This is a genomic window from Bacillus methanolicus (assembly GCF_028888695.1).
GTDB classification, from domain to species: Bacteria; Bacillota; Bacilli; order Bacillales; family Cytobacillaceae; genus Bacillus_Z; species Bacillus_Z methanolicus_B.
The window spans coordinates 1-1,550 of record NZ_PNFF01000009.1; the positions used below are offsets into that span (position 1 = coordinate 1).

The 1,550-nt window shown below is 53.0% G+C and carries 1 rRNA gene; it reads left to right on the plus strand.

Annotation, left to right across the window (positions count from 1 at the left end):
• Window positions 1–15: 15 nt before the first annotated feature.
• Window positions 16–1,550, plus strand: a 23S ribosomal RNA gene (locus tag C0966_RS18475); the annotation flags it as partial.

Genomic DNA, 1,550 nt, shown 5'->3' on the forward strand with positions numbered 1-1,550 from the left:
GTTTCAAACCTTTTAGGTTAAGTTAGAAAGGGCGCACGGTGGATGCCTTGGCACTAGGAGCCGATGAAGGACGGGACTAACACCGATATGCTTCGGGGAGCTGTAAGTAAGCATTGATCCGGAGATTTCCGAATGGGGAAACCCCCTATCCGTAATGGGATAGGATCCTAACCTGAATCCATAGGGTTAGGAGGGCAGACCCGGGGAACTGAAACATCTAAGTACCCGGAGGAAGAGAAAGCAAACGCGATTCCCTGAGTAGCGGCGAGCGAAACGGGAACAGCCCAAACCAAGAGGCTTGCCTCTTGGGGTTGTAGGACACTCTGTATGGAGTTACAAAGGAACGGGGTAGACGAAGAGGTCTGGAAAGGCCCGTCAGAGAAGGTAACAACCCTGTAGTCGAAACTTCGTTCCCTCCTGAGTGGATCCTGAGTACGGCGGGACACGTGAAATCCCGTCGGAAGCAGGGAGGACCATCTCCCAAGGCTAAATACTCCCTAGTGACCGATAGTGAACCAGTACCGTGAGGGAAAGGTGAAAAGCACCCCGGGAGGGGAGTGAAAGAGAACCTGAAACCGTGTGCCTACAAGTAGTCAGAGCCCGTTCATGGGTGATGGCGTGCCTTTTGTAGAATGAACCGGCGAGTTACGATCACATGCAAGGTTAAGTCGAAAAGACGGAGCCGCAGCGAAAGCGAGTCTGAACAGGGCGAATGAGTATGTGGTCGTAGACCCGAAACCAGGTGATCTACCCATGTCCAGGGTGAAGTCCAGGTAACACTGGATGGAGGCCCGAACCCACGCACGTTGAAAAGTGCGGGGATGAGGTGTGGGTAGCGGAGAAATTCCAATCGAACTTGGAGATAGCTGGTTCTCTCCGAAATAGCTTTAGGGCTAGCCTCAAGTGTAAGAGTCTTGGAGGTAGAGCACTGTTTGGACTAGGGGCCCTCATCGGGTTACCGAATTCAGACAAACTCCGAATGCCAAAGACTTATCCTTGGGAGTCAGACTACGAGTGATAAGATCCGTAGTCAAAAGGGAAACAGCCCAGACCACCAGCTAAGGTCCCAAAGTATACGTTAAGTGGAAAAGGATGTGGAGTTGCTTAGACAACCAGGATGTTGGCTTAGAAGCAGCCACCATTTAAAGAGTGCGTAATAGCTCACTGGTCGAGTGACTCTGCGCCGAAAATGTACCGGGGCTAAACGTATCACCGAAGCTGTGGGTGGACACCGTTGGTGTCCGCGGTAGGAGAGCGTTCTAAGGGCGTTGAAGCTAGACCGCAAGGACTGGTGGAGCGCTTAGAAGTGAGAATGCCGGTATGAGTAGCGAAAGATGGGTGAGAATCCCATCCACCGAATGCCTAAGGTTTCCTGAGGAAGGCTCGTCCGCTCAGGGTTAGTCGGGACCTAAGCCGAGGCCGAAAGGCGTAGGCGATGGACAACAGGTTGATATTCCTGTACCACCTCTTTTCCGTTTGAGCAATGGGGGGACGCAGGAGGATAGGGCAAGCGCGCTGCTGGATTAGCGCGTCCAAGCAGTTAGGCCGCT